Raw genomic sequence first — 16,159 nt, 5'->3', positions numbered from 1 at the left:
GGCGTCGCAGGACGCGTCGGTCTCCGTGCCGGAGGACTACCAGGGCACCTGGAGCGGCCGGATCGACTGGATGGTCCCCGGCTGGGGCTCGTACAACACCACGCTGACCATCACGGCGGGCTCGCTGACCGCGATGGTGGGCCAGTTCAGCACCAACGGCGGCCAGTGCAGGGGCCTGCTCTACCTGGAGTCCGGCGGCAGCCCGGTGGTGCTGCGGCTGTCGACCACGTACAACGTGGGCACCTGCTCGGTCCTGGCGGACGTGAAGCTGACGCTGGGCGATGACGACGAGCTGGACTACGAGCTCGTCGGCGCCCAGTTCGTCAACGGGTACGTCAATCAGCCCTCCCCCCCCGGCCCAGGGGGTGTTGCGGCGCGAATGACCGCTCACGCCTGCGGCGGAGGATGGGGAGCGGCGGGGCGGCGGTGCAGGAGGCCGAAGCGGGTCCACATGGACTCCGCCGCCTCGATAGAGGCCCCCGTGCGGGCCGGGTCCACGGCGGCGAGCTGCGTGACCAGGGCCTGGGCGACCGCCATGCCCGCCGTCAGCGACGGGAAGAACGCCTCGCCCTCCGCCGGCACGATCACCACCTCCTCCGCCGCGTCCGCCAGCGCGGGGCTGGCCGCGTCCGTCAGGGCGAACACCCGCACCCCGCGCGAGCGGGCCACGTTGGCGGCCAGGACCGTGCTCTCGTAGAGCCGCCAGAAGCTGATCGCCACCAGCACGTCACCCGCCCCGATGGCGGCCACGATGTTGGCCAGCTCGGCGTCACCGTTGGTCACGGCCGTGACCGGGTAGCCCGCCAGGCGGGCGTTGTGCGCGAGCGCGAGCCCGACGGCCGCGTAGCTGCCGTCGGCCACGATCACGGTACGGCGGGCCGCGGCGATGGCCTCGGCGATCGTCAGCAGCACCCCCTCGTCCAGGCGCCGGTTCAGCAGCGCCAGGCTGTCGAGGTCGCGGCGGAGCGAGCGGGAGCTGGGTGAGCCGGTGCCCCGGTGCTCGGCGGCGACCTGGCCGGCGCTCAGCGAGGACAGGTAGCGGGCGCGCAGCTCCTGCTGGAGCGCCGGCCACCCCGCGAACCCGAGCGCCTGAGCCGTGCGCGTCACCGTCGCCACGTTCACCCCGGCGAGCTGCGCCAGCTCCCCTGCCGACCCGAACGACGCACGGCGCGGCTGCGAGAGCAGGACCTCGACCACGGCGGCCGCCTTGCCGCGCAGGCCGCGCGCGGGCACGCGGGCCCGCAACCAGTCCTCGAAGCTGTCCGTGGCGAGCTCTGTCACGTGTCCCTCTCCATGCGTCCCGGCGACATGCTACGCGGTCGCAACACCCCCAACTTGCAAAGACCATTGCATTTCCGGCATTTCGCACTATATGTTGCTTCGCAATCGTTTTGAAGGGCCACGACCTGGGGAAAGGTGTTGTTCGATGACCTTGCTGGCCCGTCTGGACCGGCTCCCGCTGAGCCGTCCCCACTACCTACTCCTCCTCATCGGCGGTCTCGGCTACACCTTCGACGGCATGGACTCGGCCGTGGTCGCGTTCCTGCTCCCGAGCGCGCAGGACGCCTGGGGCCTGTCCAACGGGCAGCTCGGCCTCATCGGGTCGGCCACCCCCTTCGGCTTCCTCTTCGGCGCGACCGTCGCGGGCCTGCTGGGCGACCGCATCGGCCGCAAGAAGGTGATGATGTACGCGCTCGCCTTCTACGCCGTCTTCTCCGTGGTCGCCGCCTTCGCCCCGAACTATGAGGTGTTCCTGGCGTCCCGGGTGCTGGCCGGAGCCGGAGCGGGCGCGGAGAGCGCGATCATCGCGCCGTTCCTGTCGGAGTTCGTGCCGGCCAAGCGGCGCGGGTGGTTCATCGGCGCGCTGGCCGGGTTCTTCTCGTTCGGGTTCGTGGCGGCCGCGCTGATCGGGCGGTTCGTGGTGCCGACGATGGACGACGGCTGGCGGATCGCGCAGGTGATCACCGCGCTGCCGATCGTGATGCTGCTGTGGTGGCGCCGCTCGCTGCCCGAGTCGCCGCGCTTCCTGCTGCAGAACGGCCGTGCGGACGAGGCCGAGGCGGTGGTCGCCGACCTCGAACGCCGCGTCGAGCGGGCCACGGGCCGGCCGCTCCCGCCGGTGCCCGAGTCCGCGGTCGAGCCCGCCACGAGCACGGCCAAGGTCAACCTGCTCAGCGCGCTCCGCTACCTGTGGAGCCCGGTGATGGCCAGGCGGACGGCGGTCACCTGGCTGGTCTGGTTCGTGATCACGTTCTCGTACTACGGGTTCTTCTCGTGGATCCCCACCCTGCTCGTGCAGCGCGGCATCACGGTGACCAAGAGCTTCGAGTTCTCGATCATCATCTATCTGGCGCAGGTGCCGGGCTACTTCTCGGCCGCGTGGTTGTCGGAGCGGCTCGACCGCAAGAACACCATCGCGATCTACCTGTCGGGCTCGGCGGTCAGCGCGTTCTGGCTGTCGCAGATGGACACGCCCGCCACGATCACGCTCGCGGGCGCGGTGCTGTCGTTCTTCCTGAACGGCACGTACGCGGGCGTCTACTCCTACACCCCCGAGGTCTTCCCCACCTGGATCCGCGCCACCGGCACCGGCCTGTCGAGCGCGTTCGGGCGGGTCGGCAGCATCCTGGCCCCGACGATCATCGGATTGTCGGCGGCGAGCCTGGGCTTCGGCGGCGTGTTCGGCCTGACGACGGCGGTGCTCGTGGCCGGGGTGGTGTGCGTGGTCGTGTTCGGCCTGGCCACGGCCGGGCGATCGCTGGAGGAGCTGACGGAACCCGCCAAGGAGGCGAACCGATGACCGTGCTGGCCGAGCTCGAGGAGAAGGTGCGGCAGGAGGTGGGAGTGCGGCTGTTCACCGTCCTGGCCTGGGTTCCGGAACGGCGCGCGTTGCGCCGCGTCCACAGCAGCCATCCCGAGCAGTACCCGGTGGGCGGGGAGAAGACCGTGGAGGTGGCCCAGGGCTGGCTGGCGCGGTGCATCGAGGGCCGCGAGCCGTACTTCGGCAGGGACCGGGCCGCCGTGCGGGAGATCTTCGCCGACCACGAGCTGATCGAGAGCCTGGGCTGCGGGTCGATCATCAATGTCCCGGTGGTTCATCAAGGGGAGGTGCTCGGCGTGCTGAACATCCTCGACGCCGAAGGAAGCTACGACGAGGAGTCGGTGGCGGCGGCCCGGTCGCTGGCCCCGCTCGCCGTTCCGGCGCTGCGTGGAGGTGCGGAGTGAGCGGCCTGCTGCTGCGTAACGCCCTGGTCCTCGACGTGGCGAGCGGCGAGTACGCCGAAGGCGACCTGCGCTGCGCGGACGGCCGCGTCGTCGAGGCGGGGCCCCGGCTGAGCGCGCCGGAGGGCACGCGGGTGCTCGACGTCGCGGGCGCCCACGTGGTGCCCGGGCTGATCGACGCGCACGTGCACGTCACCGCCTCCACCGCGAACCTCGGCTCGCTCGGCTCCATGTCACCCTCGTACGTCGCCGCCCACAGCGCCCGGATCATGGGCGACATGCTCGACCGCGGCTTCACCACGGTCCGCGACGCGTCCGGCGCCGACTTCGGGCTGGCCGACGCCCAGGCGGAAGGGCTGATCCGGGGGCCGCGGCTGCTGTTCTGCGGCAAGGGGCTGAGCCAGACCGGCGGCCACGCCGACTTCCGCGGCCGCGGCGAGCACCTGCACGACGAGCACCCATGCTGCGCCGGCGTCGGCCGCGTCGCCGACGGTGTCGACGCGGTACGCGCCGCGGCCCGCGACGAGCTGCGCAAGGGCGCGCACCACATCAAGGTCATGGCCTCCGGCGGCGTGGCCTCCCCGACCGACCGCATCGACTCGACCCAGTACTCCATGGACGAGCTGCGCGCGGCGGTCGAGGAGGCCGAGGCCGCCAACCGGTACGTCGCCGCCCACGCCTACACCGCCAGGGCCGTCAACCGGGCGCTCGAAGCGGGCGTACGCTCCATCGAGCACGGGAACCTGATCGACGACACGAGCGTCGAGCTCTTCCTGCGGCACGACGCCTTCCTGGTGCCGACGCTGGTGACGTACTGGGCGCTCAAGCAGGAGGGTCCGGCCTTCGGGCTGCCCGAGCGGAGCTGGCGCAAGGTGGACGAGGTGCTCGAAGCGGGCCTGGTCGCGCTGGAGCGCGCCGCCCGGGGCGGGGTGCGGCTGGCGTACGGGACGGACCTGCTCGGGGGCATGCACCGGCACCAGAACCACGAGTTCCGGCTGCGGCGCGAGGTGCAGCAGCCGATCGACGTGCTGCGGGCCGCCACAGTCGGGGCGGCGGAGCTGGTGGGGATGGCGGGCGAGCTCGGCACGCTGACCGTGGGCGCGCACGCCGACCTGCTGGTGCTCGACGGCGACCCGCTGACCGACATCGACGTCCTCGCCGACCCCACCCGCATCCGTCACGTCGTCCAAGGCGGCATCTTGACTGCTCCCCCGATTCAAGGATCCAGTTGACCTTGCTGCCTGTGCACCATCGCCGACGACCGATGCGGTCGAGCCGACAAGGAGGATGTCTATGATCACCCATATCGATGTCGCCGTCATGTACGTAGCCGATCAGCAGCGGTCGGTGGATTTCTACGTCAACAAGCTGGGCTTCACCAAGACCGTCGACGCCGAGATGTGGCCAGGCGGGCGTTGGGTGGAGGTCAAGCCGCCGAACGGACAGACCTCGATCACCTTGCACAGTGCGGAGGCGTTCGGCAAGCAGCCAGGCGAGGGTGCCTATCTCACCTTCGCCTGCGATGACATCGACGAGACGGTGCGCCGGTTGCGCGAGGCCGGCGTCACCGTGACCGATCCGGTGAAGGAAGCCTGGGGCACCTACATCAAGGCCACCGACCCGGACGGCCACGAGGTCATGATCTCCAAGAAGTGACAGGCGAGCGGCAACTGCCCCATCGACGTGCTGGAAGCCCTTCGCAGGATCACGTCATGTCGCGCCGATCGCGCAAAATTTCGACGCCGTCGCCGTCAAGTTCATCGCAGTACACCGAGCGCCCAGTCGTTGCCATCACCAGCGCCAGGGTGCTGCCGGACACCAGCGGTCCTGAGCCAGTGGCGAAGGGGCCGTCGTCGGCGACGAGTCGCAGGTTGACGATCCGTTTCTTGGCCGCGACGACGAGGTCGGAGCCCTGGTAGTACTCGGCTACCCGGGTGAGGGTCTCGATCGGGTAGTTGTGGCGAATGCCCAGCGGGCGCCGGATGTCCTCGGCATGCACGATCGTCTCGCCCAGCAGCGCAATGACCGGGAGAGGTGGTTTGGTGGTGCTCGTGATGACGCGGCGGAACCTGTCATGCGTCTCGGCTGCGGTCGCCCCCAACTGCTCGGCCAGCCGCATGGCGACCTGCTTGTCGAAGTCGAAGCGGCAGCGGATCACGCCCGCCAGCCACCGCACGCTGTTGAGGCTCGCCCCAGCGGTGAGGTGCGCCAGCACCTCGCGCACGGTCAGCCCGGTGCACAGCGACGGCGTGGCCCACTGCTCGTCGGTCAGATCCGCCAGGTCAGCCGCCAGGGCCGCTCGCTCGGCGTGCACCAGCGGCCAGATGCCGGCCGCGTGACTGCTCCTTGCCTTCGGTTCCGGAGCGGTCGTGTCGGACGGTCTTTTGCGGTTGGTCACAGGAGTCCTTGTGTCAGGTCGGTAAGGAGGGTCAAAGATGAGGACTCCCGCTACGCGGTGAAATCGTCGCTCATGAGCGATGTTTTCGAAGCAGCTTGCGGACGCAGCACCGCAAGAGCGCCCGCCTCGGCTCAGCCGATGAGTTCTTGCGGGCTGCCGGGTCAGTACGGGCATGACCGTTGTGAACAAGCCGCCGATCGTTCCCCGCCGGGAGTGGCTGGCCGCCATCGACACCCTGCGCGCCCGGGAAAAGGCGCATACCCGAGAGGGCGACGCGATCGCCGCCGCCCGGCGGCGGCTGCCCATGACCGAGGTGGACCCGTCGGCCCCGCTCGTCGGAGGCAAGGGGCAGGTCCCCCTGATCGACGTCTTCGAGGGCCGCACCCAGTTGTTCGTCTCGTATCACATGTGGCACGACGGCCACACCGCCGCCGACCAGTGCGAGGGCTGCACCTTCTTCACCGGCCAGGTCCGCGAACTGTCCTATCTGCACCAGCGTGACGTCACCTTCGCCGTCTTCTGCCAGGGCCCCTACGAGGAATCCGACCGCTACCGCCGTTTCATGGGCTGGGACATGCCCTGGTACTCCGTACCCGCCGAGTCCCACGAACGGCTCATCGCCGGTCGCCACTTCGGGATGAAGGCGAGCTACCTCCGCGACGGGGACCGCGTCTACGAGACGTACTGGACCACCAGCCGCGGCGTCGAGCCCATGGCCCCGTCGTACGGCATCCTCGACATGACGGTCTACGGGCGGCAGGAGACCTGGGAGGACTCCCCGCCCGGCTGGCCGCAACCGTACGAAACCCTCGGCCAGCAGTTCCGCAAGGACGGGCGGCCGACCGCGCAATGGGCACGGATCGCCGCCGGCCACGACGACGACCTCCACAGCGGGCAACCCCGCACAGGCGGGTCAGGCTGCTGCTCCTGAACCCGAGCCCGACGGCCGCCGCGGCGCAGCGCGGCGGCCGTCGTGGCGGCGGGTCAGTCCGCCTGGGCGCGGGTCCATTCCTGGCCTTGCCAGGCCGGGTCCAGCGGGGTGTGGGCTATGTGGTTGGTGTAGTTCGACAGCGTTTTCATGCCGACGCCGAGCACGATGTCGAGCACGTGGCGGCGGGTGTAGCCGGCCGCGAGGAAGGCCTCGACCTCGGCGTCGTCCACCCAGCCGCGCCGGGCGACCATCGCCTTGGTCAGACGCCGCGCGGCTTCCAGCGCCTCGTCCTGCAGGGGCTTGCCCACGCGCAGCGCCTCGACCACTTCTGCCGGGACGCGCGAACGCAATGCCAGGGTGGAATGCGCGGCCACGCAGTACTCGCAGCCGTTCTCCACGCTGGCGGTGATCCACACGACATGCTTGGCCGGCGTGGGCAGGGAGGACTTGCCGAACTGCTCGGCCAGCGCGTTGTAGCCGGCCAGCAGTTCGGGTGATTCGGCCATCACCCCGTTCAGGGTGGTCACGAAGCCCATCCGCTTCTTGGCTGCCTCCAGCATCGGGCGGGCTGCCTCGGGGGCGTCGCTCTCGTCGTACACGCGGAAATCGATCATCATCTTTCCTCAGTGTGGGTGAAGCCATCCAGTACGGTGCGCACGCCCGCCAGCAGGTCGCCGGCCTCGGCTCCGGCCCTGGAGCGCAGGTTGACCCCATAGGCCAGCAGCGCCAGCGCCTCCGCCCCCGCCTCCAGATCCAGCCCCGGGCGGAGCTGACCGCGCTCGCGCGCCGTTCGCAGCGCGGCGTGCATCGCGGCGCGCAGGGCGGTGTGGTGGGCGTCCAGGACCTGCCGGATCTCGGGGATTTCGCGGGCGGCGCCCGCGTGTGTGTTGGTGACCAGGCATCCCCAGCGGGCGTGCTCGCCGGTGCAGCGTGCCGCCACCAGCCGCTCGAAGAAGCCGATGACGGCGGGCAGGCCCCGGCGGTCGGCGGCCAGCGCGTCGAACACGGGCTGCGACTGTCGTTCCAGGTAGCGGCGCAGCGCGGCGGCCTGCAGCCGCTCCTTGCCGCCGAAGGTCGCATACAGGCTGGACCGGCTCAGCCCGGTGGCCTGCACGACCTCGGCGATGCCGGTGACGTCGGCGCCGCGCTCCCAGAAGAGGCGCACCACCTGCTCCAGCGCCATGTCGGGATCGAAGTGCTTGACGTCAGGCATTCGCCCTCCCTCTATCTTGGAACGACTATTCCAAGATAGAGGGTGGTGGCATGAGAGGGCAACCCGTCCGGGCCGAGGGATTCCAGCCACCGCGCGATGGTGCCCTGCACGGCGGTCGCCACGTCGATGACCAGGTCGCCGGGCGCGGCGCCGGCGAAGAGGCGTAGCTCGTACCAGCCGTAATAGGCGACGTACAGGCCCGCCGGCACCAGTAGGGCGCCGCTGATGCGCGACACGTACGGCAACATCGCCCTGGCCCGGGCCACCACCGCCGATCGGGCCAGCGCCACGACCAGCGACAGCACGGCCACGACCAGGCCCATGCCGAGCCCGTAGGCGACGAAGACCAGCAGGCCGCCCAGGATTCCGCCGGCGGTCAGCGCGGCGGAGGTCACCGCGAGGAACGGGCCGATGGTGCACGACAGCGAGGCCACCGCGTAGCTGAGGCCGTATCCGTACAGCGAAGGAAGCGTGGCGACGGGCCGGCCGGTGGCCAGCCGGGGCGTGCGGACCAGCAGTTCGCGGCCGGCCAGCAGCCACGCCCCCAGCCCGCACAGGGCGATGCCGATGAGGATCGTCACCCATGGGAGGTATCGGCCGACCGGCACCGCCAGCGGCGTCACCACCAGCCCGAAGAGCCCGAACACCGTGACGAATCCCGCGGTCATGGCCGCCCCGAGCAGCAGCGCCCGCGTCACCGGTCCGCGCGCGAGAGCGCCGCCGCCGTCCGGCCGGTCGTCGGCGACCAGCATCGTGAGGTACGCGGGCAGCAGCGCGAACCCGCATGGATTGAACGCCGCCACCAGGCCCGCGGTCAGGGCCAGCGCCAGCGGCAGTTCACCGGTCATACCTGCCCCCGGCGGCACGCGTTAGGCGGTGCGCAGCTTGGCGACATGGCGATCGAGGTCGTCGGCGCCGAGGGGTCCGGAGGCCTTCTCGGTTGATCCGTCTGGTTTCATGAACACGAACGTGGACTGCTGGCTGACCCCGAGCCGGGTCCACACCGCGCCCTTCTCGTCCGACAACTGCACGAAGGCGCCGGTCCCGGTACGCCGCACGAAGTCCTTCATCGCGGCTTCGCCGTCCAGCCCGGCGATTCCCACGAAGGCGACATCGGGGTACTTGGCGGCGGCCGCTCTGACGGCCGGCGCCTCCGACTGGCACTTGGGACACCACGGCGCCCAGAACCAGAACACGACCGGCTTGCCCGCCAGGCTCGCGCCATCGAACTGCTGCCCGCCCAAGGTGGTCGCGGTGAACCGCAAGGCCTCGGGAACGCTTGCCTGCCCGGAGGCCGTCGGTACGGGCGCGGGGGTGGCCGGCGCCACGGTCGCCGACACCGGCGCATCGCCGCGACCCACCTCATCGGAGGCGCCGCACGCGGCCGCCAACAGTCCGGCCACCACGACGGCGGCCGTCACACGAATCCTCACCACGTCGCGAGAGTAGGCATAGGTGGCAGGCCCAGATCTTACGAGCCGATGACATCTCGCTGCTGTACGGACCGTCGCCGCGCCCGTAATGGCCCGTAATCATCAGGTAAGCCATGCGTAAGATCTTGACGGCGCATCCGGCCATAACGTCCTGTGGGTCACATCGACCCGAAGGAGCACACGTCATGCGCCCTGTCCACCTGTTCGCAGGACTGGCCGCCCTCTGCGCCGGCATGGTCGCCCTGCCGTCCGCCGCACAGGCGGAGCCCACGACGACGTGGATGGTGAAGATCCAGAATCTGACGCCGTCGGGGTCCCAGCCGCTCTCACCGCCTGTTGTCGTCGTCCACTCGCCCAGCGTCCATGTCTGGCAGATGGGCCGGTTCGCCAGCCGTGGCGTCGCCGCGGTGGCCGAGGACGGCGACGCGCCGCGACTGATCAAGGAGGTCTCCAAGCGGCCCGGCGTGCGTGCGGCGTTCGCCGCCGCGAGCGCTCCGATCGCACCGGGCAAGACCGCGACATTCCAGGTCAAGGTTCGGCCGGGGGAGCGAATCAGCATCGTCAGCATGCTCGTCAACACCAACGACGGCTTCACCGGCGTGGACGCGTTGCGGCCTCAGCCGGGCTCCATCCGAACCATGGCCTACGACGCGGGCAGCGAGAAGAACCTCGAGACCAAGGCGACCATCCCTGGCCCATGCTGCAACAACCCGATGGTGCGTGCGCCCGAGAAGAGGCCGATCAGCAAGCACAAGGGGATCATGGCCTGCGGTGACCTGGACCGCGAGACCTACGGCTGGACCGGCCACGTCGCCAAGCTGACCTTCGCGCGCTGAGCACAGGCATGCGTGCAACGGGCGGCCGATTTTCGGCCTGGAACGGGCTCTTCCGGAGGGAGATCGGGCACTAATCCGGTGAAGACCCGTTCGTTGTGCTCAGTGACCCTGGCCGCAAGGCCAGGGCATCCTGGAGAAATTCGGTGACGACTCTGACGCGGACCGCTCTCGTGGTCGTCGCGGTGCTGGTCCTGCTGCTGGCCCTCCTGTGGGTGTTCCAGCGGCGGCTCATCTATCTCCCCGACCGGACCGCGCCGCCGCCCGCCGCCGCCGTCCTCCCGGGTGCCCGGGACGTCTCGTTCACCACGGCGGACGGCCTCCGCCTCCGGGCCTGGTACGCGCCAGGCACCCGTGACGTCACCGTCCTGATCGCCGGCGGGAACGCGGGAAACAGGCAGTACCGCGCGCCGCTGGTCCGCGCCCTGTCGGAACACGGCCTCGGGGTGCTCCTCATGGACTACCGCGGCTACGGCGGCAACCCGGGCACGCCGACGGAGGAAGGGCTGTACCGCGACGCCGTGGCGGCGCGCGACCTCGTGGAGAGCTCCCGCGTCATCTACTTCGGCGAGAGCCTCGGCGCGGGTGTGGTCACCAGGCTCGCCCTGGAGCGCCCGCCCGACGGCCTCGTGCTGCGCTCGCCGTTCACCGACCTGGCCGCCGCCGGGCAGGCCAACTACCCGTTCCTGCCGGTCAGGCCGCTGCTGCGGGACCGCTTCCCGGTCGCGGAGAACCTCGCGAAGATCAGGGCGCCGGTCGTGGTCGTGTACGGCACGCGGGACACGATCGTGCCCCCGCGCCTCAGCAGAGCGGTCGCCGAGGCCGCCGGCGGCCCGGCCACGACCGTCGCGGTGGCCGGGGCGGACCACAACGACCTGGCCCTGCTGACCGGCACCGACATCGTGGCCTCCGTGGTCGCGATGGCCGACCGGATCAGCCACTAGTACGACGCCCCCTCCGCGTGTACGGTCGGGAGCGCGCGCTCACGTACGGTAATCGCCCTCGCTGGAAGGGGACCTCGTGAGACTCGTTCGTGCCGCAGCGCTAGTGCCTGTTCTGGGTTCGGATCACAAGGGGGTTGTGGATTCGTCTGCGCGGTGCGGTCCGGCCCTGATCAGCCATGGGCATGGCCCGTGGTGAGGCGTTCGGCCTGCTCGCTAAGGTCGGGGTCCCGGTGTACGCCTACCAGTTCGCCGACCGGACCGCGCCACCCCTGTACGACGTACCCGGCTACGAGGAGGGCGCCCAGCACGGGACGGAGCTGACCTACCTGTTCCCCGGCCTGCTCGGGCTGCTCGACGCCGAGCAGACGCGGCTGTCGGACGCCATGGTCGGCTACTGGACGTCGTTCGCCCGCGACGGCAGGCCGGCGGCCGCCCAGGCTCCGCGCTGGCCGCGCTTCCGCGGCTCCGGCGACGTGCTCAGCCTGGCGACGGGCCGCGACGGCATCCACCCGGTGGACACCGCGAAGGACAGCCGCTGCGCCTTCTGGGACTCCATCCAGCCGTGAGCGGGTCATAATGGGCGTCCGGCTGATCAGTCGATCTTCGAGGTGACCGCATGAAGCGATTACATGTCGGCGTGAGCGCCCTCGGGGTGGGCGCGCTGCTGGCCGCGGGCTTCCTGCTGCTGCGCGACGGCGACGACGGCCCGCCGCCGCGCGACCGTCTGACGGTCGCCGCCACGGTGATCCGCCCGAACGTGCTGGTGGACGCCCAGGGCACGGTCATCGAGGAGCTCGCCGGCGACTGCACGGCCAGCCGGTACGCCTATCTGTGCATGCGGGTGAAGAGCGAGCTCGACGACGGGCTGCTCGCCCGCGGCGGCCTGACCATCAAGACGGCGATCGACCCGCGCCTGCAGCAGGCCGCCCAGCAGGCCATCGACCGGTACGTCGGCCGCGACGACGAGCCGATCGCCGCCCAGGTCATGATCTTCCCGGGCACCGGCGAGATCCGGGCCATGGCCACCAGCAAGGTCCCCCTCAAGGCGCTGGCCTTACAGCAGGGCAGCACGGCGATGACCTACACGCTGACCGCGGCGTTGGAAGGCGGCATGCGCTTCGACGACGGTTTCCCGCACTCCGGCGGGTATCGGGCGCCGGGCTACCCGGCGTTCAAGAACTGCAAGGGCCAGGCGGTCGCCGATCCGTCGTTCACCATCACCAACCTGAAGCGGGATCACGGCGAGTTCACGACGCTGCGGTCCGGCACCCGGGCCGCCGAGAACACGTTCTTCATGAAGCTGACGGAGAAAGCCGGCCTGTGCGAGAGCGTGCAGGCGGCCAAGCGGCTCGGGCTCGAGCGGGGCGACGGGCTGGCGATGCAGGAATACGAGACGTTCCCCCTGGGTGTCAACGAGGTGGACCCGGTCTCGGTCGCCAGCACCCACGCGACCCTCGCCGCCCGGGGCAGGCACTGCGCGCCCAGGGCGGTCACGGAGGTGCGCGACGGGGCGTTCCTGCGCACCTTCGCCGCGCAGTGCCAGGAGGTGCTCGAGCCGCCGGTCGCCGACGCGGTGAGCGGCGTGCTGTCGGAGGCGCTGAGCGGGAGCCCCCTGAAGGGCCTCGGGCGGGACGCGGCGGGCATGGAGGGCACCGTCGACGCCTTCACCGCCGCCTGGTATGTGGGCTACACCCCCGACCTCGCCTCCGCCGTGGCCCTCGGCCACCCGCTGAACCCGATCCGGAACAAGCTGTCGGACATCACCATCGGCGGCCACCACTACCAGGACGTGTACGGCACGACGATCCCCGGCCCCATCTGGAAGTCCTCGATGGAGGCGGCCCTGACCGACATCCCGGAGACGGCGTTCGTCAAGCCCGACACCGCCCGGTTCGGCGGCTGCCGCGACCACTGCGCCCCCTCATGAGGGGCGGGCGAGAAGGGACTCCAGCTCGGCGACGGCGTGATCGCGGTGGACGTTGAGCGTCGTCACGGCCTCGTCGGCGGCGCGGCGGCGCAGGGCGTCAAGGGTGGCGCGGTGCTCCTTGACGACCCGCTCCCGGTTGCCCGCGTCGCCGTAATACATCGAGCGGTAGGCGTCCGTCGTGTCCCAGAGGGTCCTGATCAGGCGAGCCAGGCGGGGCATGCCCGCGCAGTCGAACAACGTCATGTGGAACAGCCGGTTGGCCGCCGCCATGGCCGGCACGTCGCCTGCCGACGCGGCCCGCTCGACCTCCTCCTGAGCCGACTCCAGCCGGTCGAGGTCAGCGCCGGAGAGACGGGCGACGGCGTGGCGGACGGCCTCCTCCTCCAGCAGCTCGCGGATGCGGTAGACCTCGCGCAGGTCGTCGAGCGAGAGCGTGGCGACGCAGTAGCCCTTGTGCGCCTTGTAGGTGACCAGGCCCTCGCCCTCGAGCGTCTTGAGCGCCTCGCGTAGGGGGACGCGGCTGACCTGCAGCTCCTCGGCCAGCGCATCCTGCCGGATGGGGGTGCCGGGACGCAGGCGGCCGGTGGTGATGGCGCGGCGCAGCTCGGCCAGCACGAACTGCTGGGCCGTCGGCGGCCTGCGTCCTGCCTCGTCCGAACTCACCGCCCCAATATCTCACGAACCCACGCCTCGTCCTGCCCGAGCTCGGGCGGCGGTCGGCGGTAGGCGGGCGGGGTGGCGCTGAGCCGCAGGGGGTTGGCGACCTGGCCGACGCCGTCGAGCTGTACGGCAGGCTCCAGGCCGAGCTCCTCGGCCAGGGCGAAGGCGGCGGCCAGGTCGTTGATCGGGCCGCAGGGCACCCCGGCGGCGGTGAGCGTCTCGAACCACTCGTCGGCCGTGCGGGCGGCCAGCGCCGCGTTGAGCTCCGCGACGAGCTCGTCCCTGCCCGCGACCCGGTCCGCGTTCGTGGCGTAGCGGGGGTCCTCGGCGAGGTCCTCGCGGTTCAGCGCCTTGCAGAGGGCCTGGAATTGGCGGTCGTTCCCGGCTGCGATCACCAGCGGGCGGTCGGCGGTCCCGAAGACCTCGTACGGGACGATGCTGGGATGCCGGTTGCCCATCGCCCGGGGCACCACCCCGGCGGCGACGTAGGCCGAGGCGTGGTTGGTGAGCGCCGACAGGAGGGAGGAGAGCAGCGAGACCTCGATGCGCTGCCCCTCGCCGGTGCGGTCGCGGTGGCGGAGCGCGGCCAGGATGCCCAGCCCGGCGTGCAGGCCGGTGATCACGTCCACCAGCGCCACGCCCGCCTTCGTCCCTGGCCCGTCCGGCTCTCCGGTGACGCTCATCAGCCCGCCGACCGCCTGCGCGATGAGGTCGTACCCGGGCAGCCCGGCGCCCGGCCCCGAGCCGAACCCGGTGATCGAGCAGTAGACCAGCCCGGGGTTGAGCTCGCGCAGCTCGGCGTAGCCGAGCCCGAGCCGGTCCATCGTGCCGGGCCGGAAGTTCTCCACGAGCACGTCCGCCCGGGCCGCCAGCGCCCGCGCCACCTCCGCGTCGGCCCGCAGGTCGAGCGCGATCGAGCGCTTGTTGCGGTTGACGCCGAGGAAGTACGTCGCCGCGCCGCCGGCCGCATAGGGCGGCCCCCAGGCCCGGGTGTCGTCCCCGGTGCCGGGCCGCTCGACCTTGACCACCTCGGCCCCCAGATCGGCGAGGAGCATCGTGGCGTACGGCCCCGCCAGCACCCGGCTGAAGTCCGCCACCACCAGCCCCGACAAGGCACCTGTCATGCCGGAGCCCCGAGGTAGACGGTCATCGTGTGGGTGAAGAACTCGCGAGCCGCCCGCCCCTGCTCCTTGGGCCCGAACCCGCTCTGCTTCACCCCGCCGAACGGCACATAGGGGAAGGTCCCGGCCGACTCGGAGTTGATGTGCAGCACGCCGACGTCCAGCCCTTCGACCGCCCGCAGCGCCACCCCCAGATCCCTGGTGAAGATGGCCGCCGACAGCCCGTGGTCGCTCAGGTTCGCCAGCTCCAGCGCCTCCTCGACCCCCGAGGCCCGCACCGCGCCCACCACGGGCCCGAACAGCTCGGTGTGCCAGTAGTCCACCCCGATGCCCGGCAGGTCGAGCACGGTCGGCGGCACGAACCAGCCCTGCCCGTCCACCGGGGAGGTGCCCGCCAGCGGCTTGGCCCCTTCCTCCACGGCCTGCGCCACCCCGGAGGTCACCCGGTCACGGGCGGCGGAGCTCACCAGAGGCCCCATCTCGACGCCGGACTCCAGCGGGTCGCCGACCACGAGGCGCGCGGCCCGGTCGGCCACCCGTTCCAGCAGCTCGTCCGCCACCTGGGAGGCCACGATGAGCCGCGAGGTGGCCGTGCACTTCTGGCCGGTCGAGCGGAACGCGCCGAGGCAGACCTGCTCGGCGGCGTGCTCGAGGTCGGCGTCGGCGAGCACGATGGAGGCGTTCTTGCCGCCCATCTCCGTCTGCACGGGTTTGCCCAGCTCGCCGCAGCGCGCGATCACCGCCCGCCCGACCGCGGTGGAGCCGGTGAACGAGACCGCGTCCACGCCGGGGTGGTCCACGATGGCCGAGCCGACCTCGGCCTCGCCGTACACGAGGTTGAGCACCCCGTCCGGCAGCCCCGCCGACGTCAGCGCCTGCGCCAACCGGTACGCCAGCAGCGGCACCAGCGAGGACGGCTTCCACACGACGGTGTTGCCGTAGCCGAGCGCCGGGGCGATCTTCCAGGCGGGGATGACGATCGGGAAGTTGAACGGCGTGATCAGCCCGGCCACGCCGACGGGCTTGCGGACCACGAGCACGTTCTCGCCGGGCCGCGGGGAGGCGAAGATCTCGCCGCTCTCCCTGTCCGCCTCGCCCGCGTGGTAGCGCAGGATCCGGGCCGCGCCCCGCACCTCGGCGACCGCCTCGGGCAACGTCTTGCCCTCTTCGCGGGCCAGCTCGGCGCCCCACTCGTCGGCCGAGGCGTCGACGAGGTCCGCCGCCGCGACCAGCACAGCCGCGCGGGCGTGATGGGGCGTCGCCGCCCATCCGGGCGCCGCCGAGCGCGCCGCGGCGACCGCCCGCTCCACCTCGGCGGCGGAGGCGAACCGCCCGCGCGCGACCACTTCGCCGGGCCGCGCCGGGTTGGTGTCGGCGAACTCCTCGCCCTCCCCCTCGACCCAGCGACCGCCGATGAGATTCAGAACGTCCATGGTCAACGCACCCTAACTGTGCCATATTGGATTTTCAATATTGG

At 71.2% G+C, this 16,159-nt stretch carries 18 protein-coding genes; 9 read left to right on the top strand and 9 right to left on the bottom strand.

Annotated elements, in window-relative coordinates; translation table 11 throughout:
- Nucleotides 1–387: 387 nt before the first annotated feature.
- Nucleotides 388–1,281, bottom strand: a complete 894-nt coding sequence (locus tag ACIBVN_RS02880; RefSeq protein WP_397131976.1) for a MurR/RpiR family transcriptional regulator — start codon at nt 1,279–1,281, stop codon at nt 388–390.
- A 145-nt stretch (nt 1,282–1,426) separates the two neighbouring features.
- Here ACIBVN_RS02880 and ACIBVN_RS02875 point away from each other — a divergent pair, with 145 nt between their 5' ends.
- From ACIBVN_RS02875 to ACIBVN_RS02860, 4 genes are all read left to right on the top strand, one after another.
- On the top strand, nt 1,427–2,800 hold the full coding sequence (locus tag ACIBVN_RS02875) for an MFS transporter (RefSeq protein ID WP_397131974.1): 1,374 nt from the start codon (nt 1,427–1,429) through the stop codon (nt 2,798–2,800).
- Nucleotides 2,797–3,225, top strand: coding sequence for a GAF domain-containing protein (locus ACIBVN_RS02870; RefSeq protein ID WP_397131972.1), 429 nt, complete (start codon nt 2,797–2,799; stop codon nt 3,223–3,225). Before ACIBVN_RS02875 ends, ACIBVN_RS02870 begins: the two co-directional genes overlap by 4 nt.
- On the top strand, nt 3,222–4,454 hold the full coding sequence (locus tag ACIBVN_RS02865; RefSeq protein WP_397131970.1) for an amidohydrolase family protein: 1,233 nt from the start codon (nt 3,222–3,224) through the stop codon (nt 4,452–4,454). The genes ACIBVN_RS02870 and ACIBVN_RS02865 overlap by 4 nt, the downstream gene beginning before the upstream one ends.
- Before the next feature lie 61 nt (nt 4,455–4,515).
- Nucleotides 4,516–4,878, top strand: coding sequence for a VOC family protein (locus ACIBVN_RS02860; RefSeq protein ID WP_397131968.1), 363 nt, complete (start codon nt 4,516–4,518; stop codon nt 4,876–4,878).
- A gap of 49 nt (nt 4,879–4,927) precedes the next feature.
- Here the strand turns inward: ACIBVN_RS02860 and ACIBVN_RS02855 are convergent, their stop codons facing one another.
- Complete coding sequence (locus tag ACIBVN_RS02855) at nt 4,928–5,548, bottom strand: maleylpyruvate isomerase family mycothiol-dependent enzyme (RefSeq protein WP_397132382.1); 621 nt, start codon at nt 5,546–5,548, stop codon at nt 4,928–4,930.
- 244 nt (nt 5,549–5,792) lie between these two features.
- On the opposite strand from ACIBVN_RS02855, the gene ACIBVN_RS02850 reads away from it, so the two are divergent.
- Entirely contained in the window at nt 5,793–6,551 is a 759-nt protein-coding gene (locus ACIBVN_RS02850; RefSeq protein WP_397131966.1) for a DUF899 family protein, read from the top strand.
- Between the two features lie 53 nt (nt 6,552–6,604).
- Here ACIBVN_RS02850 and ACIBVN_RS02845 read toward each other — a convergent pair whose 3' ends face one another.
- The 4 genes from ACIBVN_RS02845 to ACIBVN_RS02830 are packed head-to-tail and all read right to left on the bottom strand — an operon-like array spanning nt 6,605 to nt 9,200.
- A complete protein-coding gene (locus tag ACIBVN_RS02845; RefSeq protein WP_397131964.1) occupies nt 6,605–7,168 on the bottom strand; it encodes a carboxymuconolactone decarboxylase family protein in 564 nt (187 codons plus the stop codon).
- Nucleotides 7,165–7,764: a TetR/AcrR family transcriptional regulator gene (locus ACIBVN_RS02840; RefSeq protein WP_397131962.1), complete on the bottom strand. Its 600-nt coding sequence runs from the start codon at nt 7,762–7,764 to the stop codon at nt 7,165–7,167. Before ACIBVN_RS02840 ends, ACIBVN_RS02845 begins: the two co-directional genes overlap by 4 nt.
- Before the next feature lie 11 nt (nt 7,765–7,775).
- Nucleotides 7,776–8,612: a cytochrome c biogenesis CcdA family protein gene (locus ACIBVN_RS02835; protein WP_397131960.1), complete on the bottom strand. Its 837-nt coding sequence runs from the start codon at nt 8,610–8,612 to the stop codon at nt 7,776–7,778.
- Between the two features lie 21 nt (nt 8,613–8,633).
- Complete coding sequence (locus tag ACIBVN_RS02830; RefSeq protein ID WP_397131958.1) at nt 8,634–9,200, bottom strand: redoxin domain-containing protein; 567 nt, start codon at nt 9,198–9,200, stop codon at nt 8,634–8,636.
- A gap of 182 nt (nt 9,201–9,382) precedes the next feature.
- Between ACIBVN_RS02830 and ACIBVN_RS02825 the strand changes: the two genes are divergently transcribed.
- The 4 genes from ACIBVN_RS02825 to ACIBVN_RS02810 all read left to right on the top strand — a co-directional run bounded on the left by ACIBVN_RS02825 (nt 9,383) and on the right by ACIBVN_RS02810 (nt 12,901).
- Nucleotides 9,383–10,033, top strand: coding sequence for a spondin domain-containing protein (locus ACIBVN_RS02825; protein ID WP_397131956.1), 651 nt, complete (start codon nt 9,383–9,385; stop codon nt 10,031–10,033).
- Nucleotides 10,034–10,176: 143 nt separating this feature from the next.
- Nucleotides 10,177–10,974: an alpha/beta hydrolase gene (locus ACIBVN_RS02820; RefSeq protein WP_397131954.1), complete on the top strand. Its 798-nt coding sequence runs from the start codon at nt 10,177–10,179 to the stop codon at nt 10,972–10,974.
- Between the two features lie 176 nt (nt 10,975–11,150).
- The gene (locus ACIBVN_RS02815) at nt 11,151–11,540 is read left to right on the top strand and encodes a carboxylesterase family protein (RefSeq protein WP_397131952.1); all 390 of its coding nucleotides are present in this window, start codon (nt 11,151–11,153) and stop codon (nt 11,538–11,540) included.
- A gap of 50 nt (nt 11,541–11,590) precedes the next feature.
- Nucleotides 11,591–12,901, top strand: a complete 1,311-nt coding sequence (locus ACIBVN_RS02810) for a hypothetical protein (RefSeq protein ID WP_397131950.1) — start codon at nt 11,591–11,593, stop codon at nt 12,899–12,901.
- Here the strand turns inward: ACIBVN_RS02810 and ACIBVN_RS02805 are convergent.
- From ACIBVN_RS02805 to ACIBVN_RS02795, 3 genes are read right to left on the bottom strand one after another with little or no spacing between them, the layout of a single operon-like run.
- Entirely contained in the window at nt 12,896–13,564 is a 669-nt protein-coding gene (locus ACIBVN_RS02805; protein WP_397131948.1) for a GntR family transcriptional regulator, read from the bottom strand. The genes ACIBVN_RS02810 and ACIBVN_RS02805 overlap by 6 nt on opposite strands.
- Nucleotides 13,561–14,685 carry a CaiB/BaiF CoA transferase family protein gene (locus ACIBVN_RS02800; RefSeq protein ID WP_397131946.1) on the bottom strand — a complete coding sequence of 375 codons (1,125 nt, stop codon included), beginning with the start codon at nt 14,683–14,685 and terminating at the stop codon, nt 13,561–13,563. Before ACIBVN_RS02800 ends, ACIBVN_RS02805 begins: the two co-directional genes overlap by 4 nt.
- On the bottom strand, nt 14,682–16,115 hold the full coding sequence (locus tag ACIBVN_RS02795; protein WP_397131944.1) for an aldehyde dehydrogenase family protein: 1,434 nt from the start codon (nt 16,113–16,115) through the stop codon (nt 14,682–14,684). The genes ACIBVN_RS02800 and ACIBVN_RS02795 overlap by 4 nt, the downstream gene beginning before the upstream one ends.
- Nucleotides 16,116–16,159: the final 44 nt, after the last annotated feature.

This window comes from Nonomuraea sp. NPDC049400, from assembly GCF_044466425.1.
In the GTDB taxonomy this organism is placed as follows: Bacteria; Actinomycetota; Actinomycetes; order Streptosporangiales; family Streptosporangiaceae; genus Nonomuraea.
The sequence above is the reverse complement of the archived record's forward strand: the minus strand, read 5'-3'. Positions and strand labels throughout refer to the sequence as shown.